The following is a 622-nucleotide window of genomic DNA, read 5'->3' as shown; positions in this document are numbered from 1 at the left end:
GCTCCGTGATCAGGCCCGCCTCTAAGTCACGCAGAACCTCGGTTCGGCTACGGTCCCGGGGTAATCCAAAACCTCCACCCCCCGGTGTTTCGAATACAAGAGTCTGACCCGCCTGAATTCGGACCTGACCTTTTCCTGGCAAGTCAGAACCATCGTGGCCGATGCGAATGCGCCCATTGGCACCTGCTAATCCACCTGATCGCCCACGTGCGGGGTTTTTGACCCGTTCCACTGAAAGGAACAGCAACAGGTCTTCGTCACAAGCGGATCGAAGCTCGATATGCTGCCCTAGACCGCCCCGCCTTTGACCCGCGCCACCGGAATCGGGTTTCAATTCTCGTCGAGTTATCAATACCGGTGCGACCGCTTCGGTCGTTTCGACCTGCGATCCCCAAACCCCAGATGGGAACGCAGTTGCCGAGAGGCCGTCCAAGCTGGGTCTCGCGCCAGTACCACCACTGAACACCAACTCAAGCGCGAACTGTTCGCCTCCGGTCTGCGGCGCTTCGGGCGCATGTCGCAAAGGCAGGTCGTACATGCACGACGCGCCTTCGGCAGGTACGTGATCGGGCAGGGCCTGCGCGAGGCACCCATACACCAGATCCGACGTCATCTGGCCCAG

General features: G+C 60.6%; 1 protein-coding gene. It reads right to left on the bottom strand.

The window, feature by feature from the left end; all coding sequences use genetic code 11:
* A partial coding sequence (locus ACR0C6_RS21945; RefSeq protein ID WP_480621289.1) for a hydantoinase B/oxoprolinase family protein occupies positions 1 to 622 on the bottom strand: 622 nt, incomplete at both ends.

This window comes from Ruegeria sp. AL12 (genome assembly GCF_056540885.1).
Note: the sequence above shows the minus strand (reverse complement) of the source record. Positions and strands in the feature narration are given on the sequence as shown.